Source organism: Kitasatospora sp. NPDC058162, assembly GCF_042884005.1.
In the GTDB taxonomy this organism is placed as follows: Bacteria; Actinomycetota; Actinomycetes; order Streptomycetales; family Streptomycetaceae; genus Kitasatospora.
Genome location: NZ_JBHVUS010000002.1, coordinates 240,147 through 262,042 on the forward strand (window position 1 = coordinate 240,147; position 21,896 = coordinate 262,042).

The following is a 21,896-nucleotide window of genomic DNA, read 5'->3' on the forward strand; positions in this document are numbered from 1 at the left end:
CCAGCCGGGGTCCGCCTGCTTCCCCGTCAGGGCTGCTCGGACCCGCGGGATCACGGGCCGGCGGGCGTGGTCGGGCGTGGCCGGGCGGGGTCGGACGGGGGTGGACGGGGGTGGTGGCGTGCATCACGGCGAACGGTCCGGACGCGGAGCACAATGCGCGGCATGAGCGATCGTCCGACACTGTCCGGGTCCGAGCCCGAGCCTGAGTCCGAGTCCGAGTCCGAGTTCGGGACCGGGTCCGTAGTTGAACCCGGGACCGTAGACCGTCCCACCGCCGACGTCTGGGCCGCCCTCGGCGGGCCGGCCGAACTCCTCGACCGGGTGGCCTTCCACGGCCCGCAGGACGGTCTGCCGTCGGGCCTGCCGGTGCGCCGGTTCGCCCGGGCCACCGTGGCCGCCTGCTCGCTGGCCGCCGCCGAACTCGCCGCCCACCGCGGAGGCGGGCCCGTCCCGGCAGTGCGGGTGGACGAGGGGGCGGTCGCCACCTCCTTCGTGAGCGAGCGGCACCTGGAGATCGACGGCCGTAAGCCGGTCGGCTTCGCCCCGCTCTCCGGTTTCTGGCGCACCGCCGACGGCTGGATCCGCACCCATGCCAACTACCCGCACCACCGCGACCGGCTGCTCGCCGTCCTCGGCCTCGCCCCCGATGCCGGGCCCGAGCAGCTCGCCGCGGCGCTGGCCGAGCTGCCGGGGGAGCAGGTGCAGGAGAGCGCGTACGCAGCTGGGGCGCTCGCCGTGGCGGTCGCGCCGGTGAGTACGGCCGTACACCCCCTGGTGGAAACCCGGGAGATCGGCACCGCCCCCGTCCGCCCGCTCGCCGAGGCCCCGCTGGACCGGCCCGCCGCCGGGATCCGGGTCCTCGACCTCAGTCGGGTGATCTCCGGACCGGTCGCCACCCGCACCCTCGCCCTGCTCGGCGCCGACGTGCTGCGGATCGACTCGCCCCGGCTGCCCGAGGCCGAGGACGCCCACGCCGACACCGGTTTCGGCAAGCGCTCCACCCGCCTCGACCTCGCCGACCCGGCCGACCGCGCCATCTTCGAGGGGCTGCTCGACACTGCCGACGTCGTCGTCAACGCCTACCGCCCCGGCTCCCTCGACGCCCTCGGCCTCGCCCCCGACGCGCTGTTCGCCCGCCGCCCCGACCTGATCCTCGCCCAGATCTGCGCCTGGGGCTGGACCGGACCGTGGGCGGGCCGCCGCGGCTTCGACAGCCTGGTCCAGGCCGGCATCGGCATCGCCGCCCACGAGGCCGGCCCCGACGGCCGCCCCGGCGCGCTGCCGGCCCAGGCGCTCGACCACGGCACCGGCTACCTCCTCGCCGCCGCCGTCCTGCGCGCCCTCACCGACCAGCGCACCCGCCGCCCCGGCGGCCGCCACCTGCGCTTCTCCTTCGCCGGTTCGGCCTCCTGGCTGCTGCACGGCATCCCGTCCGAACCGCCCAAGCCGTCCGAACCGTCCGGACTGACCGGCCCTGCCGACCAGGCGCTCCCGGGCGCCGAGCCGTACGACCCGGCGCGGTGGCTCACCGAGACCGATTCGGCGTACGGGCGGCTGCGGTACGCCCGGCCCCCGATCGCCTACGCCGGTGCGCCCGTCGACTGGGCCGGCCCGCCCGGGCGTTGGGGGACGGACGCACCGGTCTGGCGCTGAGCGGGGCCGCCCCGTCCCGTGCCATCCCCGGACGGGGCGGGGCTGTGCGGGGTGGGGCACGGGACAGGGGTGGGGTGGGTGGTGTCGGCGGGGTCTGACAGCATCACCGCATGACCGCCGCACACGCCACCGACTACACCTGGTTCGAACAGCGCTACCCCGTCCTGGACGAGGCCTACTGCCTCACCCTGGTCGAGGGGATCGCCGCCGACGAACTGCTGCGCCGCTTCGATGCCCTGACCGGTCAGGAGGTGACTGGGTTGGCGGCGGTGGTCGCCGCCTGGGAGGCCTTCGACGACGGGGAGGACGGCGACGAGGAGGACGACGACTGGGAGGACGAGGCCGAGGAGGAGGCCGAGAAGGTCTCCGACCTGGACGAGGACCGGGTGCTCGTCGCCGTCACCGAGCTCGACGGCTGGGCCATCGCGGTCGAGCCGTACGGCTACCTCGGCAGCCTGTCCGAGGTCATCTCCCGTCTCTCCGAGGGCACCCGGCTGGTCTCGCACTTCCGGAACGTCAATGCGGTGGACCACTTCAACTGGTGGGAGCGCGATAGCTGTCGCCTGCAGTTCGAACCGCTCTTCCCCGATCAGCGGCACGGCAACGACGCCGACGCCCCCGGCATCCCCGAGCTGCTGATGGCCTGTGGCTTCCGTCTGGACGGGGAACGGGGCGAGCTGCACACCGAGGCCGCGTTCGCGCTCGCCGAGCGGCTGACCGACGTGCGGCTGACCCCGGAACGGCTGGAGGCCGCTACCTTCCGGCTCGGCTACGCGCCCCGACCGTAAGGGCCGCGGTCTCCGTAGGGGTGGCGGCGGGTCAGACCCCGGAGGGGATCCGCTTGGCCCGGCCGCGCACCTGGACGGCGGTCGCGATCTCGACCACGCCCAGGACCACCAGCCAGCACCCGGCCAGCACGGTGAGCGCGGCGATCGAGCCGACCGGCCAGACCATCAGCAGCACGCCGGCCAGGGCGTTGGCCACGCCCGCGAAGGCCTGCCAGCCGCGGGCGGGCATCAGCGGGTCGGAGATCGCGGCGGCGAGCTGGGTGATGCCGCGGAACAGCCAGCCGATCCCGATCCAGAGGGCGAGCAGCAGCAGCGACTGCACCGCACTGCGGAAGCAGAGCAGCCCGAGCAGGACGCTGATCGCTCCGCTGATGAAGGCCAGTACCCGCAGGGCGGTGGTGGCGTGGGTGCCGAACGCGGCGACCAGCTGCACGATGCCGATGACCAGCAGGTAGAGCCCGAACAGCACGCCCACCACCAGCAGCGTCTCCCGCGGCCAGGCGAAGACGACGATCCCCAGGGCGAGCGAGGCCACGCCGGCGGCCAGCAGCACCTGCCAGGCGGCCTTGGCGAGCATGCCGAGCGGCCCCTGGACCGGGGTTCCGTCGGGTGTGATGATCGGAGGGGCCACGGCGGCGTACTCCTCGTGGTCGGGGGCGGAGAACGAACCCCAGCCTTCGGGCGCCGTCAGCGGACCGCCCGCCGGGTACGTCCGTTCGAGGGATGTCCCGCGGCTGCCGGAATGACATCGTCCAGTCGCATGCCGTCGATATCATCCGGCGGTATGACTTCTGAAGGGTGGGGGACCCCTCCGGTCGAGCCGATCAGCCAGCACTACATCGTGTGCGGGGGCAACGCCCTGGCCCACCGGCTGGTCCTGGAACTCGTCGAGCACTACGAAGTCCCGGTCGTTGTCCTGGTCGCGGACCGCACCCGCGACCACGCGCCGCGGATCGAGCAGCTCACCGGCGTCGCGGCCGTCGTCGAATACCCGAACATCACCGAGGAAGCACTGCGCGCGGTGTCCATCGACACCGCCCGCGGCCTCGCCCTGGTCGAGGGCAGCGACCAGGAGAACATCCACGCCGCGCTCAGCGCCCAGGGCCACAACCCGAACATCCGGATCGTCTTCCGGATGTTCAACCAGCGCCTCGGCGAGAACATCGAACGACTGCTCAGGAACGGCGCCGCGCTCTCCGGCTCCGCCACCGCCGCCCCGGCCTTCGCAGCCGCCGCGCTCGGCCGGCCCAACTCGGTGGAGATCGGCGGCCGTTACCTGCACATCGCGTTCGACGACGCCATCACCCCGGACCGGATCTGCGTGGTCGCCGACCACATCGACCGGCAGGACCTCAGCAAGATCCGTCTGCTGCCGGAGCAAGAGGGCGACTCGGCCGAATTCGTCCGGCTCGCCACCGAGTTCGGCGGCGACGGGCCGGTCCGGCCGGGCGGGGCCCGCCGTGAACCGGGGCCGGAGCGGGTGCCGGAGCGGGCGCCGGAGCAGGTCTCTGAGCCGGCGTCGGAGCCCGAGCCCGACACCGAGCCAGGGACTGAGCTCGAGCCCGAGGAGTCGCCGGGCGGGGTCGCCGCGCTGCAGGCGCTGCGGATGGAGCCCGGGGAGCCGATCAGCTGGGCGCGGCGGCTGCGCTGGCGGGTGCTCGACACCATGCGGTTCTTCACCAGCGCCCGGATGCGGCTGACGCTGCTCACCGCGCTCGCCGCCGTGCTGCTGGCGTTCAGCGTGCTCTGGTACCTCAGCCGGGACTTCGGCTGGACCGTCTACATCTCCCTGCTCGACCTGGCCGGCGCCGCCCAGCCCGATCAGCCGGCCGACATCGCCGCCGGGACGGGGACGGGCGGGGCGTGGCAGCGGGCCGCCCAGGTGGTGATCACCCTCTGCGGCATCACCTTCGCGCCGGTCGCCACCGCCATCGTGGTCGAGGTGCTCGGCTCCGGACGGCGCGGGCTGCCGCGCAACCCGAGCGCCGGTACCCGGGACCACGTGATCGTCGTCGGGCTCGGCAACGTCGGCACCCGGGTCGCGACCCAGCTGCACGAGATGGGGGTGCCGGTGGTCTGCATGGAGCGCGATCCGCAGGCCCGCGGAATCGCCGCCGCCCGGGCGCTCGGCATCCCGGTGGTGCTGGGTGACGGGCCGTTCGAGGAGCAGCTGCGCCGGGCCCGGTTGAAGCACAGCCGGGCGGTGGTCGCGGTCAGCGGGGACGACGCCACCAACCTGGAGGCGGCGCTGGAGGCGCGGCACGGCAACCCCGACGTCCGGGTGGTGGTCCGGCTGTTCGACGACAACTTCGCCGGCCACTTCTACAAGACGCTGGACAACGCGGCGTCCCGCTCAGTCTCCTACCTGGCCGCGCCCGCCTTCGCGGCCGCCCTGATGGGCAGTGAGGTGCGCGGGACGCTGTCGGTGTTCCGGCACGCGCTGCTGATCGCGGAGCTGACGGTGGAGGACGGCAGCGGACTGATCGGCCTGAACCGGCACGACCTGGAGGACCCGGGCGGTGTCCGGGTGATCGCGGTCCGTTTCGCCCGCAGCAACCAGCTGCACTGGGGCTTCGCCGACCGCACCCGGCGGCTGACCCCGGGCGACCGCATCGTGGTCGCCGCCACCCGCAGCGGGCTGGCGCGGCTGAACACGGTGTTGGTGGAGGAGGGCGGCTGACCGCGGACAGTGGACGGCGAACAGCTGACAGATTTCAGATGACAGCGAACAGATTTCATCATCTGAAATCTGTTCGCTGTCATCTGTTAGCCGTCATGCGTCAGCTGTCATTCGTCAGCCGTCGCGCACGCCTGCCGCGCGTCGCCCACCACCGGCCGTCAGCGGTTCTCGAACTTCGGCGCCCGCTTCTCGGCGAAGGCGGCCATGCCCTCCTTCTGGTCCGCCGTGGCGAACACAGAGTGGAACAGCCGGCGCTCGAAGCGCACGCCCTCGGCGAGCGTCGTCTCGAAGGCCCGGTTGACGCTCTCCTTGAGCATCACCGCCGCCGGGGTGGACATCGCCGCGATGGTGTCGGCGGTGGCCAGCGCCTCGGTGAGCAGCTGGTCGGCCGGGACGATCCGGGCGACCAGGCCGGCCCGCTCGGCCTCCTCGGCGCCCATCATCCGGCCGGTCAGGCACAGGTCCATCGCCTTCGCCTTGCCGATGGCGCGGGTGAGGCGCTGCGAGCCGCCGATGCCGGGGAGCACGCCGAGCTTGATCTCCGGCTGGCCGAACTTCGCGGTGTCCGCCGCCAGCAGGACGTCGCACATCATCGCCAGCTCGCAGCCGCCGCCCAGCGCGAACCCGGCGACCGCCGCCACCACCGGCTTGCGCAGTGCGCCGAACCGGTCCCACGGGCCCAGCCAGTCGTCCAGGTAGACGTCCGGGAACCGGTTGCCCTGCATCTCCTTGATGTCGGCGCCGGCCGCGAAGGCCTTCTCCGAACCGGTGATCACCAGACAGCCGATCTCCGGGTCCCGGTCGAAGGCCGTGGCCGCCGCCACGACCTCGTTCATCAGCTGGGTGTTCAGCGCGTTGAGCGCCTTGGGCCGGTTGAGGGTGATCAGCCCGACCCGGCCCTTGCGCTCGACCAGGATCGTCTCGTAGGTCTCGGTCTCGGTCATCGCCGTAACTTCCATTCCGCTGCTTGGCCATTGCGCTGCCTGGCCATTCCACTGCTCGGCGCCGCGCGGGCGCGCCCTGACCACCCAACGATCTACGACGCGCCCCGCCTCGCGCCAGTCTTGGTATGCGAGACGCCGGTCACCAGAGCAGTGGAGCGGTCAGAACCGGACGCCGTAACGTTCCGCCGCCTGGCGTACGGTCTCGGCCTTGACCTCGCCCCGGCGGGCCGGGGCGGCCAGTGCGGCGACCGTCACCGACTCGGCGTCCACCCCGAAGTGCCGTCGGGTGGCCGTCCGGCTGTCGGAGAGGCCGAAGCCGTCGGTGCCCAGGGACGTCCAGTCCTGCTCGACCCAGGGCCGGATCTGGTCCGGCACCGCGCGCATCCAGTCGCTGACCGCGAGCACCGGCCCCGGGGCCCCGGCCAGCGCCCGGGTCACGTACGGGACGCGGGCCGCCGCGCCGGTACCGGCCGCCGCCTGGGCCAGGTTGGCGGCGTCGCAGTCGAGCGCCTCCCGGCGCAGTTCGGTCCAGGACGGCGCGGACCAGACGTCGGCCGCCACGCCCCACTCCCCGCCGAGCAGCCGCTGCGCGGCGAGCGCCCAGTGCACGGCGGTCCCGGAGGCGAGCAGTTGGAGCCGCAGGGCGTCGGCGAGTCGGGCGCCGGCGGGCAGGGTGGCGGCGGGCAGGGCGTCGGTGTCCGCCGCGCGGTAGCGGTAGAGCCCGCGCAGGATGCCGTCGACCACCGCGTCCCCGGCCGACGGGCCGCCGGGCAGGGCGGGCTGCGGAAGCGGCTCGTTGTAGACGGTCAGGTAGCAGAACACGTCCTCGCCGTGCGGGTGTTGCTCGCTGCTGCCGTACATCCGGCGCAGCCCCTCGCGGACGATCACGGCGACCCCGTAGCCGAAGGCGGGGTCGTAGGAGAGCGCGGCGGGGTTGGTGGAGGCGATCAACTGGGAGTGGCCGTCGGCGTGTTGCAGGCCTTCGCCGGTCATGGTGGTGCGCCCGGCGGTGGCGCCGATCAGGAAGCCGCGGCCCAACTGGTCGGCCAGGGCCCACATCTGGTCGGCGGTGCGCTGCCAGCCGAACATCGAGTAGAAGATGTAGAACGGGATGACCGGCTCGCCGTGGGGGGCGTACGCGGTCGCGGCGGCGGTCAGTGAGGCCATCGAACCGGCTTCGGTGATGCCCTCGTTGAGGATCTGGCCGCTCACCGACTCCTTGTAGCGGAGGAGTTGATCCCGGTCGACCGGGTCGTAGGTCTGTCCGAGCGGGGAGTAGATCCCGGCGGTCGGGAAGAGTGGGCCGTGGACAGGCTGTCCGGGCCGGCCCTCAGCCGGAGCGGTCGGCGTACTCCAGGACGTGTTCCGCGAGCAGCCGCCCGACCTCGGGGTCCTGCCGCCGGAAGGCCTCGATCAGCGGCAGGTGGTCGGCGGCGTTCTCGTGCAGCTCGGGCCGGACGCCGCCATCCGTGCGGCGTGCAGCTCCAACGCGCCGGTCTCCCCGGCCAGTCGGACCGCCGCCGCCTCGGCGGCCGGGCGCTCCAGTGCCGCCCGTACCTGGTAGACCTCGCGCAGTTCCGCCGGGCCGATCTCGCGCACCCGGACGCCCCGGTTGGGTTCCGCGTCGAGCACTCCCAGGGTCTGCAGCGAGCGCAGCGCCTCCCGTACCGGCGCCTGGCTGACGTTCAACTCGGCCGCCAGGCGCCGCTCGACGATCCGGTCCCCGGGCTGCCAGCGGCCGCCGAGCAGGCCCTCCAGCAGTAGTCCGTGCACCTGCTCGCCGAGCGGCACCCGGGACAGCGGGTCGGCGTCCCCGGCCGGCGTCGGCGCCGGGGTCGGCGTCACCGCCCGCGTCGGCATCGGGTGGGTCATGGCGATCTCCAGGCGTTCCGGGGCCGGGGGGTCGGCCGCGGGGCCGGTCAGGCCAGGCCCAACTCGTCGCCCTCGCGCGGGGCGAGGAAGCGGGCGACCTCGGCCTCCGTCACCTCGGCGAGCGTGCGCGGCGACCACTGCGGGTCGCGGTCCTTGTCGATCACCTGGGCGCGGATGCCCTCGGCCAGGTCCGGACCGTCCAGTGCGGCGCAGGAGATGCGGTACTCCTGGTCGAGCACCGCTTCCAGCGAGGGCAGCGTACGGGCCCGGCGCAGCGCGGCCAGGGTGACCTTGACGGCGGTGGGGGAGTTCCCGAGCAGCAGCTCGGCGGCCTCCTTCGCCTCCGGTACGCCGGAGTCGAGCAGGCGCCGGAGGATCTCCTCGACGGTGTCGGCCGCGTAGCAGGCGTCGATCCACTCGCGCTGGGCGGCCAGTCCGGCGGGGCCGGCGGACGGCGCGGGCTCGGCGTGGGCGGCGACGGTCGCGGCCGGGTCGGCGCCGGTGGCGCCGGCGGCGCCGTGCGCGAGGGCGTCGAGCAGCTCGGGGAGGCGGGCGGACGGGACGTAGTGGTCCGCGAAGCCGCACAGCAGGGCGTCGGCGGGGCCGATCGAGGCGGAGGTGAGCCCGAGGTGGGTGCCCGACTCGCCCGGGGCGAGGGCGAGCAGGCGGCTGCCGCCGACGTCCGGGGTGAGCCCGATCCGGGTCTCGGGCATCGCGATCACGGAGCGCTCGGTGACGATCCGCACGGCGGCGTGGGCGGACAGGCCGATGCCGCCGCCCATCGTGATGCCGTCCATGACGGCGACGAACGGCTTCGGGTAGCGGGCGATCAGCGCGTTCACCCGGTACTCGTCACGGAAGAAGGCGCGGGTGCCGGCCCCGCCGGCGGTGACGTCGGCGTGCATCGCGCGCAGGTCCGCACCCGCGCACAGGCCGCGCTCGCCGGCGCCGGTCAGGACGACGGCGCGCACCCGGTGATCGGCGGCCCAGGCGTCCAGCGTCGCGCGGATGGTGGTGATCATGCCGTGGGTCAGCGAGTTGAGGGCCCGCGGCCGGTTCAGCACGAGCCGCCCGAGGCCGCCGTCGCCGTCCAGGACCGCCTGGACCTCCGCCACCTCTGCGCTCATCGGAACCGCTCCCGTCCCCTCGGTGATCTGGCCTTCCGCGGTCCACCGTACCGGGGCGGCTGGGCCGTTGTGATCACGCGGCCCCCGCGATCGCGGGGCCGGGCGACGGGTTCGGTCGGTGGCCTCGGTCGGTGGCCGCGGCGGGTGTTCCCGGCGGGCCCTCGCGGCTGAGGGTCGGCGCCGACGGTCACGGCCAGGCGCGCAGGGCGAGTTCGGCGACGCGGGTCAGCTCCTCGGCGGTGGCGCCGTCGCGGGCCTGCTGGGACATGCCCTGGATGACGGTGGCGAGGTACCCGGCCAGCGCCTTCGGGTCGGCCTCGGCGGGCAGTTCGCCGTCCTGCCGGGCGGCGAGCAGCCGGTCCTCGAAGACCTGCCGGTTCCGGTTGCGCAGGTCGCGCAGGAGGGTCTGGACCCCGGCGTCCTGCGGGGTGACGTTGGTGGCGGCGCTGATCACCAGGCAGCCGGCCGGGTGGGACGGGTCCGGATAGATCACCGCGGCCTCGCGCAGGATCCGGGCGAAGGCCGCGCGGGCGCCGGTCTCCTCGGCCAGGGCGATACCCACGAACGCCCCGACGGGGGAGTGTCCGTACTGGCGGACGACCTCCTCGAAGAGCGTGCGCTTGTCGCCGAACGCGGCGTAGAGGCTGCCGGGGCGGATGCCCATGGCGGTGGTCAGGTCGGTGACGGAGGTGGCCTCGTAGCCGCGCTCCCAGAACAGCCGGGTCGCCGCGCCCAGGGCCTCGTCCCGGTCGAAGGCGGGCGGGCGTCCGCGCCGGGGGCGGGGGGCCTGGCCTGCTGCCTGGCCTGCCGCCGGGTCGGTGGCCGGGCGGGCTGCCGGCGCGCTGTCGGGTGTGGCTGCCTCGGTCATGGAACGGATTTTAGAGCAGTCGCTCAAGAAGTATGTGCTAGCGTTTTTCTTGAGCGATCGCTCAAGAATAATTGGGGATGCAACAGGAGGGGGCACGGTCATGGGCGCGTACGGACTTCGGGGCAAGGTCGCACTGGTCACCGGTGGCAGCAGGGGGATCGGCCGGGCGATCGCCCGCCGGCTCGGGCGGGACGGCGCCGTCGTCGCGGTCGGCTACGCCAGGGACGAGGCGGCGGCGCGGGAGGTGGTGGACGGGATCCGGGCCGACGGCGGGCGGGCCTTCGCGCTGCGCACCGAACTCGGGCGGCACGGGGACGCGGCCGCGCTGTGGGCCGCCTTCGACGCGGAGGTCGAGGCGCACGCGCCCGGCGGCGGGGTCGACATCATCGTCAACAACGCCGGGATCGGCCGCAGTTCGGACCTCGCGACGCTGACCGAGGAGGGCTTCGACGAGGTGTTCGCGGTGAACGTCCGGGCGCCGTTCTTCGTCGTGCGGCACGGGCTGGAGCGGATGCGGGACGGCGGGCGGATCATCAACATCTCCAGCGGGGCCGCCCGGCTCGCGATGCCGGAGATCATCGCCTACGGCGCGACCAAGGGTGCGCTCGACACCTTCACGCTCAACCTGGCCAAGCAGTTGGGCCCGCGCGGGATCACGGCCAACTCGGTCGCGCCCGGCGTGGTGGACACCGACGTCAACGCGGGCTGGCTGCGCGGCAATCCGGAGGCGGAGGCGCACGCGGCCTCGCTCGCCGCGCTCGGCCGGGTCGGGCAGCCGGAGGACATCGCCGACATCGTCGCCTTCCTGGCTTCGGACGAGGCGCGCTGGGTGACCGGGCGGGTCGTCGACGCCACGGGCGGCGCGGGGTTGTAGGAGGGGCGGGCGAACAAAAAACAGCTGACAGATTTCAGATGATGAAATCTGTCAGCTGTTATCCGTTATCTGTTACTTGTCAGCTGTCACCTGTCGGCCGCGGCCGTCGACCGCCGACCGTCCGCCGTCAGCCCCGCACCCGCCCCGAGACCTCGCCGAAGCCGACCACCACGCCGTCCGGCCCCGGGGCCGTCGCCGTGATGACCACCTCGTCGCCGTCCTCCAGGAAGGTCCGGGTCGTGCCGTCCGGCAGCTTGAGCGGCTCCTCGCCGTTCCAGGTCAGCTCGATCAGCGCGCCGCGGGTGTCCGGCTCCGGCCCGCTGACCGTCCCCGAGGCGAACAGGTCGCCGGTGCGCAGCGAGGCGCCGTTGACGGTCATGTGGGTCAGCTGCTGCTGCGCCGTCCAGTACATGGCGGCGAACGGCGGGCGCGAGACCAGGTGCCCGTTCAGCCGGACCTCCATGGCCAGGTCCAGGCCCCACGGCTCGCCGCCGCGGTCGTCCAGGTACGCCAGCGGCTCGACGTCGCGCTCCGGCGGCGTGACCCGGGCGTGCTGGAGGGCGTCCAGCGGCACGATCCACGGCGAGACCGAGGTCGCGAACGACTTGCCCAGGAAGGGGCCGAGCGGCACGTACTCCCAGGCCTGGATGTCGCGCGCCGACCAGTCGTTGAGCAGGCAGACGCCGAAGACGTGCTCGCGGAAGTCGTCCAGCACGACCGGTCGGCCCAGCTCGGACGGCGTGCCGACGACGAAGCCGACCTCGGCCTCGATGTCCAGCCGACGGGTCGGCCCGAAGGTCGGCGCGGCGTCGGCGGGCGCCTTGCGCTGCCCGTGCGGACGCACCACCGGCGTGCCGGAGACCACGACCGTGCCCGCCCGCCCGTGGTAACCGATGGGCAGGTGCTTCCAGTTGGGCGTGAGCGGCTCCGAGCCCGGGCGGAAGATCCGGCCCAGGTTGGTGGCGTGGTGCTCGGAGGCGTAGAAGTCGACGTAGTCCGCGACCTCGAACGGCAGGTGCAGTTCGACCTCGTCGGCGGGCAGCAGCGCCGGCGACAGCGCCTCGCGGAAGGACTCGTCGGTCAGCCAGGATGTGAGGTCGGCGCGGACCTGGGTCCAGGCCGAACGCCCGGCCGCCATCAGCGGGTTGAGCGAGTCCGCGTCCAGGAGGACCGACGGCGCCCCGGCCGCGCGGGCGGCGGCCCCGGCGTCCAGCACGAAGTCCCCGACGCGCACGCCGATCCGGCGCCGCCCGGGCCGGTCGGCCGCGGTGAAGACGCCGTACGGCAGGTTGTGCACGCCGAACGGCGAGTCCTGGGCGCTGGCCAGCCAGCTGCGGGGGGTGCTCAACGGTCCTCCTGGAGGAGTGGACTGGGCGACAGCAGGCCGAGCGCGGCCAGGTCGTCCAGGGGCTCGGCGATGCTGCAGGTGCCGAACGCGGTGAACGAGTTGCGGATCACCGTAACCTGGTGCCCGCTCAGGGCGCGGACGGCCTTGGCCAGCACCTCGCCGTCGCGTTCGGCCAGCACCTCGGCGGCCGCCGCGCGGCCGGTCTCCTGCGCGGCCAGCAGCACGTTGAGGAAGCCGTGGTGCTCGAAGCCGGTCACCGGGTCGGTGTGCCGGACGGCGTTGTGCAGTCCGGCCGTGCACTTGTACGGCAGGCCGCGCCGGGCGCAGCCGGTGAGGAAGGCGGCCAGTTCGGCCTCGTCCGGGAACGCCTCCGCGACGACCCCGCCGGTGCGGAACTTCGCCCGGTAGGCGCTGTCGACCAGGGCGTCCAGGGTCTCGTCCAGGCCGTCCCCGCGCAGGAGTTCGCGCGGCAGCTCGACGGCGGCGGGCACGTCCGGCGGCAGCAGCCGGTCCAGTTCGGCCACGGCCTCCTGCACGTCCCGGGTGGCGAGTTCGACGCCCGCGACCTCGAACGGTGCGGCGGCGGTGAGCGCCGGCCCGAGCTCGGCGCTGCCCCCCGGCAGCACCAGCCCGACCCTGAGCGGCCCGGTGCCCGCCACCGCCGCGGCCAGTTCGCCCAACCGGCCCGCCCCGCAGAGGAACGGGCCGACCGCGTCGGCGTACCAGGCCGTGCGGTGGGCGCGGTGCGCGGGCACCGCCTCGGCGACCGGCAGGTTCCCCGGGGGGAACACCGCCGCGTCGTCGAAGAGTCCGCGGAACAGCTCCGGGATCGCGGACGGGGCTGCGGACAGGATCTCGGACGGGACCGCGGACGGGACCGCGGACGGGACCGCGGACAGGATCTCGGACAGGATCTCGGACGGGATCGGCGAACCCTCGGCGCTCATCGCCCGGGCCCCCGACCCGCCCACGTCCAGGCGTAGTTGGCGTCCTCACTGGCCCGACCGCCCTCGCCGAGTTCCAGCGGGCGGAAGGTGTCCACCATGACCGCCAGCTCGTCGAAGAACTCCACGCCGATGCTGCGCTCGTAGGCGCCCGGCTGCGGCCCGTGGGTGTGCCCGCCCGGGTGCAGCGAGATCGAGCCCTGGGCGATGCCGGAGCCCTTGCGGGCCGCGTAGTCGCCGCCGCAGTAGAACATGACCTCGTCGCTGTCCACGTTGGCGTGGTAGTACGGCACCGGGACCGACAGCGGGTGGTAATCCACCTTGCGGGGAACGAAGTTGCAGATCACGAAGTTGTTGCCCTCGAACACCTGGTGGGCCGGCGGCGGCTGGTGGATCCGCCCGGTGATCGGCTCGAAGTCCCGGATGTTGAAGGCGTACGGGTACAGGCAGCCGTCCCAGCCGACCACGTCGAAGGGGTGGTGCGGCACGGTGTAGCGGGTGCCCGAAACCCCGTTCGCGCCACGGTGCTTGACCAGTACGTCGACGTCGCCGGGGGTGTCGACGACGAGCGGCCCGACCGGTCCGCGGAAGTCCCGCTCGCAGTACGGCGCGTGCTCCAGCAGCTGCCCGTACTTGGACAGGTAGCGCTTGACCGGGGTGATGTGGCTGTTCGCCTCGATGCAGTAGGCGCGCAGCGGTTCGTCGCCGGTCGGCACCCAGCGGTGGGTGGTGGCGCGCGGGATGATCACGTAGTCGCCCTGGCCGACCTCGATCGAGCCGAAGACCGTCTCGACCGTGCCCGCGCCGGACTCCACGTACACGCACTCGTCGCCGAGCCCGTTGCGGTACAGCTCGCTCGGGGCCCCGGCGGCGACGTACGAGATCCGCACGTCGCCGTTGCCGAGGACGAGCCGGCGGCTGCCGACCACGTCCGCGGACTTCCACTCCTGGTCCGCGAACAGCTCGTGCAGCTTGAGGTGGCGGGGGAGCAGGGGATGGTTGGGCACCGTGGACTGGTCGGGCAGCTCCCACGGCACCGCGTTGACCACCGCCGAGGGGATGCCCCGGTGGTAGAGCAGCGACGAGTCGGAGGAGAACCCCTCCTCGCCCATCAACTCCTCGTAGTACAGCCCGCCTTCGGGTGTGCGGTGCTGGGTGTGCCGCTTGGGCGGGATGTTGCCCAGCTGCCGGTAGTACGCCATCTCCGTGCTCCTCCTCGACCGTCCGTCAGGCCGCCGTGCTGCCGTCAATCAGGGTAGGTCGACCGATCAGGTCGGTCCGACGCTTCACAGGTTGCCGCGACGGTCCTGCTCGCGCTCGATGGACTCGAACAGCGCCTTGAAGTTGCCCTTGCCGAAGCCCAGCGAACCGTGCCGCTCGATGAACTCGTAGAAGACGGTCGGGCGGTCGCCGATCGGCTTGGTGAAGATCTGCAGCAGGTAGCCGTCCTCGTCGCGGTCGACCAGGATGCCGCGCTTCTTCAGCTCCTCGATCGGCACCCGGACCTTGCCGATCCGCTCCCGCAGCTCCGGGTCGTCGTAGTAGGCGTCCGGGGTGTTGAGGAACTCGACGCCGCGCGAGCGCAGCACGTCGACGGTGGTGAGGATGTCGTTGGTGGCGAGCGCCATGTGCTGGCAGCCGGGGCCGGTGTAGAACTCCAGGTACTCGTCGATCTGGGACTTCTTCTTGGCGATGGCCGGCTCGTTGAGCGGGAACTTCACCCGGTGGTTGCCGCTGGCGACGACCTTGGACATCAGGGCGGAGTACTCGGTGGCGATGTCGTCGCCGACGAACTCGGCCATGTTCACGAAGCCCATGACCCGGTTGTAGAACTGGACCCACTCGTCCATCCGGCCCAGCTCGACGTTGCCCACGGCGTGGTCGAGGGCCTGGAACAGGCGCTTGGGCGTGCCCTCCGGGCGGGTGACGCTGCTCTGCGCGACGACGTAGCCCGGCAGGTAGGGGCCGTGGTAGCGGGAGCGGTCGATCAGGGTGTGGCGGGTCTCGCCGTAGGTGGCGATGGCCGCGCGGCGCACGGTGCCGTTCTCGTCCGAGACGTCGTTCGGCTCCTCCAGGACGGTGGCGCCGGTGGCCCGGGCGTGCTCGATGCACTTGTCGACGTCCGGGACCTCCAGGGCGAGGTCGACCACGCCGTCGCCGTGGCGGCGGTGGTGGTCCAGCAGCGCGCTGTCCGGCTGGACGCCGCCCTTGATCACGAAGCGGCAGGAGCCGGAGCGCAGCACGTAGGCCTTGCGGTCGCGGCGGCCGGTCTCCGGGCCGGAGTAGGCGACCAGCTCCATGCCGAACACGACCTGGTAGAACTGGGCCGTCTGGGTGGCGTTGCCGACCACGAAGACGACCGCGTCCTGCGCGGTGACCGGGAACGGGTCGGAGGCCTGGTCGTGCTCGACGAGGCCGACGAGGCGGCGCAGCTGGTCGGCGTCGAGACCGGCCTCGCGCTCCTCGGGGGTCAGCTCAAGGGCGTGGGACTGCGGGGTCATCGCTCGTTCCTCCACTCAGGGCCTCGGCGTTGAGGCTTCCGGGGGTTTCCGGGGGCTTGCGGCCCTCCGGTCGGATCGCGTGGATCGCGGCCGCACGGCGAACGGGTGGGCGGTGCGGTTGCGCAGAGCTTGCTCCTGTCGTGGGGGTTGGGCAACAGGTCGATTTTTCACTGCTCAATGTGTACAAGCTGAACAGGAAATCCCGGCGTCGGCTGCGCAAAATGCGCTGCCCCGGCGCGGTCATCGCACGAATTCTGCGCAACCGCACCTACCGGCCCCCGGGAGCCGGTCCGTCGGCGGGCGGGAGGTGGCGCAGGAACCAGTCCCCGGCCAGCTCAGCGGCCCGGTCGAGGGTGCCCGGCTCCTCGAACAGGTGGCTCGCGTGCGGCACCACCGCCAGTTCGCTCGCGCCGCCGAGCCGGGCCCGGGCCCGCCGGTTGAGGTCGAGCACGGTGGCGTCCAGCGCGCCCACCACGAGCAGCGTAGGCGCGACCACCCGGCCCAGGACCTCCGGCCCGGCGAGGTCGGGCCGCCCGCCCCGGGAGACCACGGCGCGCACCGCCGGGCCCAGCTCGGCGGCCGTGTACAGCGCGGCGGCCGCGCCGGTGCTGGCGCCGAACAGCCCCAGCGGCAGCCCGCGCGCCCCCTCGGTGCGCCCCAGCTCCGCGGCGACGGCGCTCAGCCGCGAGCCGAGCAGGGCGACGTCGAACACGTTCCGTCGGTCCGGCTCCTCGGCCTCGGTGAGCAGGTCGAACAGCAGGGTGCCCAGCCCGGAACGGTTCAGGTGGCGGGCGACGTGCCGGTTTCGCGGACTGTGCCGGCCGCTCCCGCTGCCGTGCGCGAACACCACCATCCCGCGCGCCCCGGCCGGCACGGTCAGCCGCCCGGCCAGCCGGACCCCGGCGACGGCCAGCGCCAGCTCGCGGTCGACGCCGGCCGGCTCCCCGTCGGGCCGCTCGCCCCGGGCCTCGGCCAGCAGCCGCAGCACCTCCTCGTCGCCGGTCTGCGAGAAGTCGGCGTAGAACTCGCCGATCGCGAAGAACGGCGACGGCGTGTCGACGCAGACCAGCTCGTCGGCGACCTCGGACAGCCGCTCCGTCCAGTCCCGGGGCGCCACCGGGACGGCGAGCACCACCCGGGCCGCGCCGCGCGCCCGGACGATCCGGCAGGCGGCCCGGGCGGTCGAGCCGGTGGCGATCCCGTCGTCCACCACGACCACGGTGCGCCCGCGCAGGTCGGCCGCCGGGCGGTCGCCCCGGTAGCGCAGCGCCCGGCGCTCCAACTCGGCCCGCTCGCGCCGCTCCACCTGCGCCAGCTGCCCGTCGCCGACCCCGGCGAGCCGGATGACCTGCTCATTCAGCACCCGGACGCCGTCCTCGCCGATCGCCCCCATGCCCAGCTCGGGTTGGTACGGCACGCCCAGCTTGCGGATCACGCAGATGTCCAGCGGCGCGCCGAGCGCCGCCGCCACCTCGGCCGCCACCGGCACCCCGCCCCGCGGCAGGGCGACCACCACGGTGTCGGGGCCGGCGAGGTGGGCGAGCAGGCCGGCCAGGCGGCGGCCCGCCTCGGTGCGGTCGGTGAAATGGGTTCCGGTGACGTGCATTCCACGGCCTCCGAGTTCCACCGTACGCCGGTCCGGGGCGTCCCTCCGGGGCGTCCCCTGGAGCCTCTGGTGCTGACCGGCGGGGGCCCTGGGGGCCCGGGTGGGGGAGCTGGTCGGGAGCCGGTCGGGAGCCGGTCGGGAGCCGGTGGGACGTGGGTGGGACCGGGGTGGGGCCGGGGTGGGTACGGGCCCGGGACTTCGCGGGTTCGGGCCCGGGACGGTCCGGCCCGGGGCCCGGGACGGTACGGGTTCCGGCCCGGGACGATGCGCTGGCGCGGCCGGGTTCGGGCCGGGAGCGGGACGGGACGACACACCCGTGCGGCCGGGACGGCGGGCGGCGGAACGTGGTGCGCAGCGGCGGTCCGCAGGGCCCGCCCACCACCGAAGGAGCACCCGACATGCCGGGCACCGTCATCACCGACCTGCGCCGACGCGGCGCCGCCGTCGACCCCGGCCGCCTGCTCGCGGGACCGCTGCGCGCCGTCGGCCTGCAGTGGCTCGACCCCGGGCGCAGCGCCGAGGTGACCGCCGAGGGCCTCGAGCACGCGCTGTACGTCACCGCGGGCTCCGGCCTCGCCGCACTGCCGGAGGACGTCCAGCACCCCGACCACCCGGAGCGCGCCGACACCGGCCTGCCGCTGATCGAGGGCACCGCCGTCGTACTGCCGCTCGGCGCGCGGACCGTCCTGACCGCCGGGACGGCCGGACTGGAGTACTTCCACGCCGTCCTGGCCGTCCCCACGGCGGCCGAGTCCTCCGCCGAAGAAACCGAACCGTTCCCCGAAGGAGGCGACCCGAGGTGATCGTCACCACTGACACCGGCTCCGCCATGGTCCTGCTCGGCCCGAACGGCGAGCGGGTCCGGATCCGCTCGCTGGCCCGCCGCACCATGCTCAGCAGCGCCTGCGAGGCCTTCGACCACCTGCGGCTGAGCCCGGGCGCCCACCACGTCCTGCCCGGGCGGCCCGACGCCGAGACCGTGCTGCACGTGCTGCGCGGCGCCGCCGTCATCGGACAACTCGCCGACCAGCCGGACCACTTGGCATCGGACGGCGACCTGCTGCTGGCCCGTAGGGGCCGCACCCTGCGGATCGAGGCCGGCCCGCTCGGCGCGGAACTGCTCTGCCTCACCCTCGCCGTGCCGCGCCACCGGGCCGGCACCCGGGCCGGTACCCGGGCCGGGGCCGCCCTGGCCCGCCGCCGCGCCGAACGCTCCGACCGGCCCTGACCGCCCACCGTCTCCAGGAGTCACCCGTGATCCTCGTCCCCGCCGCCGTGCCGCGCACCGCGCCCGCCTTCCAGCGGCTGATCGACCCCGGGCGGCAGCCGTCCGTCCGCGCCGCGCTGACCGTGGAGACCCTGCCGCCCGGCGTCCGGGTCGAGCAACTGTCGCGCGAATCAGTGGAGTCGGTCACCGTGGTGCTGGCCGGCCGGCTGTCCGCAGCGGGTCGGATCCTCGCCCCGGGCGAGGTGCTGCACCACCCGCCCGGCAGCAGCCACCGGCTCACCGCCGTGCGCGGCGCGCCGACCGCCGTGCTGACCGTCCGTGCCGTCCTGCCCGCCGCCGACATCCCGGCCCAGCGTGCCGGTTCGGGCTCCGTCGGGTTCACCCGGTCCGCCGGGCGGATCGTCGTCGACACCGTGGTCCTCACCCCGGGGCAGGACCACGGGCCGTACGCCGAGACCGCGGCCGACGCGTTTCTGGTGCTGCTCTCCGGCACCGGAGTCCGCCTCGATCTGGCGGGTGGCGGTGAAGTGCCGCTGTTCCCAGGCGACTTGGTGTACCTCCGGGCGGGCGAGCGGTACGGCCTGCGGGCCGGTGCGGGCGGGGCGCCGACCCTTGTGCGCGGTCGGGTCGGCGCCGTTCTGGGACCGGAACAGGACCTCGAACCCATGCAATCGGGGCAGGTCGGTCCGCACAGTGGTGGGCAGAGCGATTGATCGGTCGGATCGGCCGCTCGGAAGAATCAGGAGTACCACCTCATGTCTACGAACACCGCGACTGCCGCGACTACTGCGACCAAGGTGATCTGTGTGGCCGGCGCACTGGCGGGTGTGATCGCGGCAGCCCTGGCCCTGCGCAACGCCTGCTCCGTCGCCGCCTCCGCCTCCGGGTCGACCGGGCGCCCCGGGTCCGAGTCCGGGTCTGGGTCCGGGCCGGAGTCCGCGTCCGGCACGATCACGTCGAACGACTGCCACTTCGGATGCGGGCCCGGCAAGTAGTCCACGCTCGGCGCCGCTGCCCCGGCCCGACTGACGGATGACAACCGACGACTGACAGCCAACAGATAACAGCTGACAGATTTCGAAATCTGTTATCTGTTATCTGTTATCTGTTAGTTGTCATCTGTCAGCTCCCAGCCGTCGACCGAGTCCCGCCCCCCGCTGCCCCTACCGGTCGGCCGCCGCCGAGCGCGGCAGCACCGCCAGCACCTGGGTGCCGTGCTCCTGCGGCAGCGGCCCGATGGTGCAGCGCCCGCCGATCTCTGCCGCCCGGTCCGCCATCGACCGCAGCCCGACCCCGCCGCCCGGCTGCCCGTCGGTGCTCCCCGTCTCCTGGTACCCCACCCCGTCGTCCTGCACGGTCAGGGTCAGTGCCTCGTCGTCCACCCGGAGCGTCACCCGCGCGGTCCGGGCCCGGGCGTGCCGCAGCACGTTGTTGAGCGCCTCCGCGGTGATGCGGTAGGCCGCGACCTCCACCGCCGCCGGCAGTTCCGGCAGCGGCTCCGGCGAGACCTCCGTCGTCACGGTCAGCCCCGCCCCGCTGAAGTTGTCCGCCAACTGCCCGACCGCCCGGGCGAGTCCGAGCTCGCCCAGCGGCGCCGGCCCGAGCCGGTCGGTGATCCGGCGGACCTCCCGGATCGCCATCCCCAGGCCCTCCGAGACCGTGTGCAGCGGATCCGCGAGCCCGGCGTCTGCCGCCGAGGCCGCGTTGTCCACCCGCAGCCGCAGGCCCGCCAGGGCCGGACCGAGCCCGTCGTGGATGTCCCGCCGCAGCCACCGCCGTTCCTCCTCCCGTGCGGCGATGATCTGCTCCCGGCTGGCCAGCAGGTCCTCCTGGAGCTGGAGGGAGGCGACGGCGGGCGAGGCCTGGTCGGCCAGCGAGCGCAGGATGTCGACGTCGGTGGCCGCCAGCCGTTCCTCGCCCGCCCGCAGGCCGACGGTCAACTCGCCGATCGGCAGCCCGTTGTGGACGAGGGTGAAGCCCTGGCTGCGGCCGTCCAGCCGACCGGCGGTGGCCAGCGTGCGCCGTCCGGCCCGGGTGGTGACGGCCAGGGCGACCCCGGGCAGCCTGAGTTCCTCGGCGACCGTCGCGCACAGCGCCGCCGGCAGCTGCTCCGGGTCGACGACCTGCCGCACCCGCCCCGCGAGCGTCCGCAGCACCTGGTAGGGCTGCGCCCGTTCGCCGTAGTACAGCCGGTCCACCACGGCCACGGCCCGCCGCGCGGCCCGGGGCAGGGTGGCGCCGAGCGCGTACACCAGGGCGATCAGCAGCAGGGCGGCCCCGCCGCGCCCCGGCAGCAGCGAGTTGGACAGTACGGCGGCGGCCACCACGAACAGCCCGGTGACTCCGGTGCCCAGCAACAGCCCGATCAGGACGCTGCGGGCCGCCCGGTCGAGCCGCCAGCCGTGGTCCCGGATCACCAGGAAGCCGACCGCGACCGCCCAGACCGCTCCCGCCCCGGTGAACAGCCAGTAGCTGAGCCAGTAGTGCTCGGCGCGGTTGCGCTGGTAGAAGTCCTGCAGGCCGACCCAGAGCAGGTACGCCCCGAGCATCCCCGCCACCCGCAGCCGGTGCCGACGGGCCTCCCTCCCGTCGCGGCCCGGGACGGCCGGCCGCAGCAGCCGCGACAGCAGGACCAGTGCGACGAACCCGAGCACGCACTCGCTGATCAGCAGGTCGTGGCCGCCCAGGCCGTCGACCACGGTCGTGGCGAGGTGCGCGGGCGGGCTGTCGGCCAGCGGGTTGGTGCGCCCGTAGGTCGTCGGGTCGGCGAGGCTCTGGGCCACCTCGGCGGTCACCCACAGGAAGACGGCCCCGATGAACCACCACCAGCGCCGGGTCGTCAGCCGGCCGCCCGGCAGCCAGAGCGGCAGCGCGTAGATGAGCGTCACGTTGGCCGCGCTGAACAGCGTGTCGAAGGCCAGCACGGCGCCGGCGATGTCCGGGGCGCGGACCTCGACCCAGAGCGGTGCGGCCGCCACGCTGGGGAGGATGTCGGTGGCCGCGTAGACGAGCATCACCCAGCCCAGCGGACTGCCCGGGCGGTGCGCGTGCAGCAGCATGCCCGCCCCGGCGGTCGGCAAGGCGTAGACCAGGATGGCGAGTTGGTCGCGGGGGTGGGAGACGCCCGGTTCGCCGAGGTGGACGAGGACGTAGCAGATCCACACCGTCGCGGCGACGAAGCAGAGCGCGGTGACGACGGCGGCGGCGGTCAGTTGCCGCTCGGCCCGGGTGCGGTGCGGGGGAGAGGACACCGTGATCATGGCACCACCTCGTTCTGGACAGCGGGTGTTCCGCCGGCCGCGACGTGGTCCGCCGGCGCCTCGTCCCCAGGGGTTCGGTCCCAGTGTGGTCGGCTCGGTGTCCCGGACGCCTGAGGCAGCGGTCACGCATCCCGGGCGGGACCGCGGCGGGCGGGACGGCGACGGGCTGGGTTGCGGCGGGCGGAACGGCGGAAGACAGGGCT

At 73.8% G+C, this 21,896-nt stretch carries 19 protein-coding genes and 1 pseudogene; 8 read left to right on the forward strand and 12 right to left on the reverse strand.

Annotation, left to right across the window (positions count from 1 at the left end):
* The first annotated feature begins 162 nt into the window (after positions 1-162).
* Together ACFVXG_RS04570 and ACFVXG_RS04575 are read left to right on the forward strand one after the other, a co-directional pair.
* Entirely contained in the window at positions 163-1,653 is a 1,491-nt protein-coding gene (locus tag ACFVXG_RS04570) for a CoA transferase (RefSeq protein ID WP_387924266.1), read from the forward strand.
* A gap of 110 nt (positions 1,654-1,763) precedes the next feature.
* On the forward strand, positions 1,764-2,441 hold the full coding sequence (locus ACFVXG_RS04575; RefSeq protein ID WP_387924268.1) for a DUF6461 domain-containing protein: 678 nt from the start codon (positions 1,764-1,766) through the stop codon (positions 2,439-2,441).
* 31 nt (positions 2,442-2,472) lie between these two features.
* On the opposite strand, the gene ACFVXG_RS04580 is transcribed toward ACFVXG_RS04575, so the two are convergent.
* A complete protein-coding gene (locus ACFVXG_RS04580; RefSeq protein ID WP_387924270.1) occupies positions 2,473-3,072 on the reverse strand; it encodes an HdeD family acid-resistance protein in 600 nt (199 codons plus the stop codon).
* Between the two features lie 153 nt (positions 3,073-3,225).
* On the opposite strand from ACFVXG_RS04580, the gene ACFVXG_RS04585 reads away from it, so the two are divergent.
* Positions 3,226-5,121 (forward strand): NAD-binding protein, encoded by a 1,896-nt coding sequence (locus ACFVXG_RS04585; protein WP_387924272.1) that lies wholly within the window; start codon positions 3,226-3,228, stop codon positions 5,119-5,121.
* A gap of 158 nt (positions 5,122-5,279) precedes the next feature.
* Here ACFVXG_RS04585 and ACFVXG_RS04590 read toward each other — a convergent pair whose 3' ends face one another.
* From ACFVXG_RS04590 to ACFVXG_RS04610, 5 genes and pseudogenes are all read right to left on the reverse strand, one after another.
* Entirely contained in the window at positions 5,280-6,065 is a 786-nt protein-coding gene (locus tag ACFVXG_RS04590) for an enoyl-CoA hydratase (RefSeq protein ID WP_387924274.1), read from the reverse strand.
* A gap of 159 nt (positions 6,066-6,224) precedes the next feature.
* Positions 6,225-7,364 (reverse strand): annotated as a pseudogene (locus ACFVXG_RS04595) (pyruvate dehydrogenase (acetyl-transferring), homodimeric type); the annotation flags it as partial.
* Between the two features lie 114 nt (positions 7,365-7,478).
* Positions 7,479-7,937, reverse strand: a complete 459-nt coding sequence (locus ACFVXG_RS04600; RefSeq protein WP_387924276.1) for a GntR family transcriptional regulator — start codon at positions 7,935-7,937, stop codon at positions 7,479-7,481.
* Between the two features lie 47 nt (positions 7,938-7,984).
* Complete coding sequence (locus ACFVXG_RS04605) at positions 7,985-9,064, reverse strand: enoyl-CoA hydratase/isomerase family protein (protein WP_387924278.1); 1,080 nt, start codon at positions 9,062-9,064, stop codon at positions 7,985-7,987.
* A 187-nt stretch (positions 9,065-9,251) separates the two neighbouring features.
* Positions 9,252-9,932: a TetR/AcrR family transcriptional regulator gene (locus tag ACFVXG_RS04610; protein WP_387924279.1), complete on the reverse strand. Its 681-nt coding sequence runs from the start codon at positions 9,930-9,932 to the stop codon at positions 9,252-9,254.
* A 100-nt stretch (positions 9,933-10,032) separates the two neighbouring features.
* Here ACFVXG_RS04610 and ACFVXG_RS04615 point away from each other — a divergent pair, with 100 nt between their 5' ends.
* A complete protein-coding gene (locus ACFVXG_RS04615) occupies positions 10,033-10,806 on the forward strand; it encodes an SDR family oxidoreductase (protein ID WP_387924281.1) in 774 nt (257 codons plus the stop codon).
* 127 nt (positions 10,807-10,933) lie between these two features.
* Here the strand turns inward: ACFVXG_RS04615 and fahA are convergent, their stop codons facing one another.
* The 5 genes from fahA to ACFVXG_RS04640 form a co-directional block, all read right to left on the reverse strand.
* Positions 10,934-12,154, reverse strand: coding sequence for a fumarylacetoacetase (gene fahA, locus ACFVXG_RS04620; protein ID WP_387924283.1), 1,221 nt, complete (start codon positions 12,152-12,154; stop codon positions 10,934-10,936).
* Positions 12,151-13,101 (reverse strand): hypothetical protein, encoded by a 951-nt coding sequence (locus ACFVXG_RS04625; protein ID WP_387924284.1) that lies wholly within the window; start codon positions 13,099-13,101, stop codon positions 12,151-12,153. Before ACFVXG_RS04625 ends, fahA begins: the two co-directional genes overlap by 4 nt.
* A complete protein-coding gene (locus tag ACFVXG_RS04630) occupies positions 13,098-14,300 on the reverse strand; it encodes a homogentisate 1,2-dioxygenase (RefSeq protein WP_387924286.1) in 1,203 nt (400 codons plus the stop codon). The genes ACFVXG_RS04625 and ACFVXG_RS04630 overlap by 4 nt, the downstream gene beginning before the upstream one ends.
* Positions 14,301-14,384: 84 nt before the next feature.
* Complete coding sequence (gene hppD, locus ACFVXG_RS04635) at positions 14,385-15,599, reverse strand: 4-hydroxyphenylpyruvate dioxygenase (protein WP_350504108.1); 1,215 nt, start codon at positions 15,597-15,599, stop codon at positions 14,385-14,387.
* A 268-nt stretch (positions 15,600-15,867) separates the two neighbouring features.
* Entirely contained in the window at positions 15,868-17,205 is a 1,338-nt protein-coding gene (locus ACFVXG_RS04640; protein WP_387924288.1) for a phosphoribosyltransferase family protein, read from the reverse strand.
* A 398-nt stretch (positions 17,206-17,603) separates the two neighbouring features.
* Between ACFVXG_RS04640 and ACFVXG_RS04645 the strand changes: the two genes are divergently transcribed.
* Genes ACFVXG_RS04645 through ACFVXG_RS04660 form a run of 4 tightly spaced genes read left to right on the forward strand, consistent with a single transcriptional unit; the run spans position 17,604 to position 19,428 of the window.
* Entirely contained in the window at positions 17,604-18,008 is a 405-nt protein-coding gene (locus tag ACFVXG_RS04645) for a hypothetical protein (RefSeq protein WP_387924290.1), read from the forward strand.
* The gene (locus ACFVXG_RS04650; protein ID WP_387924292.1) at positions 18,005-18,433 is read left to right on the forward strand and encodes a hypothetical protein; all 429 of its coding nucleotides are present in this window, start codon (positions 18,005-18,007) and stop codon (positions 18,431-18,433) included. The genes ACFVXG_RS04645 and ACFVXG_RS04650 overlap by 4 nt, the downstream gene beginning before the upstream one ends.
* Positions 18,434-18,459: 26 nt before the next feature.
* A complete protein-coding gene (locus ACFVXG_RS04655) occupies positions 18,460-19,146 on the forward strand; it encodes a hypothetical protein (RefSeq protein ID WP_387924294.1) in 687 nt (228 codons plus the stop codon).
* Between the two features lie 42 nt (positions 19,147-19,188).
* Entirely contained in the window at positions 19,189-19,428 is a 240-nt protein-coding gene (locus tag ACFVXG_RS04660; protein WP_387924296.1) for a hypothetical protein, read from the forward strand.
* A 168-nt stretch (positions 19,429-19,596) separates the two neighbouring features.
* Here ACFVXG_RS04660 and ACFVXG_RS04665 read toward each other — a convergent pair whose 3' ends face one another.
* Positions 19,597-21,693: an ATP-binding protein gene (locus ACFVXG_RS04665; RefSeq protein ID WP_387924298.1), complete on the reverse strand. Its 2,097-nt coding sequence runs from the start codon at positions 21,691-21,693 to the stop codon at positions 19,597-19,599.
* Positions 21,694-21,896: the final 203 nt, after the last annotated feature.

What these genes read in the sequence shown, in the direction of transcription:
- ACFVXG_RS04570 (WP_387924266.1), top strand. Translation starts at nt 163, where the DNA reads ATGAGCGATCGTCCGACACTGTCCGGGTCCGAGCCCGAGCCTGAGTCC.
- ACFVXG_RS04575 (WP_387924268.1), top strand. Translation starts at nt 1,764, where the DNA reads ATGACCGCCGCACACGCCACCGACTACACCTGGTTCGAACAGCGCTAC.
- ACFVXG_RS04585 (WP_387924272.1), top strand. Translation starts at nt 3,226, where the DNA reads ATGACTTCTGAAGGGTGGGGGACCCCTCCGGTCGAGCCGATCAGCCAG.
- ACFVXG_RS04590 (WP_387924274.1), bottom strand. Translation starts at nt 6,065, where the DNA reads ATGACCGAGACCGAGACCTACGAGACGATCCTGGTCGAGCGCAAGGGC.
- ACFVXG_RS04600 (WP_387924276.1), bottom strand. Translation starts at nt 7,937, where the DNA reads ATGACCCACCCGATGCCGACGCGGGCGGTGACGCCGACCCCGGCGCCG.
- ACFVXG_RS04605 (WP_387924278.1), bottom strand. Translation starts at nt 9,064, where the DNA reads ATGAGCGCAGAGGTGGCGGAGGTCCAGGCGGTCCTGGACGGCGACGGC.
- ACFVXG_RS04610 (WP_387924279.1), bottom strand. Translation starts at nt 9,932, where the DNA reads ATGACCGAGGCAGCCACACCCGACAGCGCGCCGGCAGCCCGCCCGGCC.
- ACFVXG_RS04615 (WP_387924281.1), top strand. Translation starts at nt 10,033, where the DNA reads ATGGGCGCGTACGGACTTCGGGGCAAGGTCGCACTGGTCACCGGTGGC.
- ACFVXG_RS04625 (WP_387924284.1), bottom strand. Translation starts at nt 13,101, where the DNA reads ATGAGCGCCGAGGGTTCGCCGATCCCGTCCGAGATCCTGTCCGAGATC.
- ACFVXG_RS04630 (WP_387924286.1), bottom strand. Translation starts at nt 14,300, where the DNA reads ATGGCGTACTACCGGCAGCTGGGCAACATCCCGCCCAAGCGGCACACC.
- hppD (WP_350504108.1), bottom strand. Translation starts at nt 15,599, where the DNA reads ATGACCCCGCAGTCCCACGCCCTTGAGCTGACCCCCGAGGAGCGCGAG.
- ACFVXG_RS04640 (WP_387924288.1), bottom strand. Translation starts at nt 17,205, where the DNA reads ATGCACGTCACCGGAACCCATTTCACCGACCGCACCGAGGCGGGCCGC.
- ACFVXG_RS04645 (WP_387924290.1), top strand. Translation starts at nt 17,604, where the DNA reads ATGCCGGGCACCGTCATCACCGACCTGCGCCGACGCGGCGCCGCCGTC.
- ACFVXG_RS04660 (WP_387924296.1), top strand. Translation starts at nt 19,189, where the DNA reads ATGTCTACGAACACCGCGACTGCCGCGACTACTGCGACCAAGGTGATC.
- ACFVXG_RS04665 (WP_387924298.1), bottom strand. Translation starts at nt 21,693, where the DNA reads ATGATCACGGTGTCCTCTCCCCCGCACCGCACCCGGGCCGAGCGGCAA.